The 280-nt window shown below is 59.6% G+C and carries 1 protein-coding gene; it reads right to left on the reverse strand.

Annotation, left to right across the window (positions count from 1 at the left end):
- Positions 1-280 (reverse strand): CPBP family intramembrane glutamic endopeptidase (locus EXE44_RS19035; protein WP_137718116.1); only part of this gene is annotated, 280 nt, incomplete at both ends.

Consider the following 280-nt stretch of genomic DNA (forward strand, 5'->3'; position numbering starts at 1 on the left):
AGGAGCATCGCTGCTCGGGCGCCTCCCTCGGCGACGTTCGAGAGACCGTAAATGTTGTTCAGTGCGAAATTGGTCATGAAATGGAGCCCTATCGGAAGCGCGAGCGAATTGGTCCACACGTATGCCGCACCGAGGAGCAACCCCAATATCATGCGGAACCCGAACGCACTAATCGAGCCCGGAAGGTGGAACACAGTGAATATCAGCGAGGAAGCGACAACACCGGCTATCACCGCGCCGCGGTCTGAGATCCACCGTCCGCGAAGCCCCTCGACGGCGT

This window comes from Halorubrum sp. SS7, assembly GCF_005435055.1.
GTDB lineage: Archaea > Halobacteriota > Halobacteria > Halobacteriales > Haloferacaceae > Halorubrum > Halorubrum salinarum.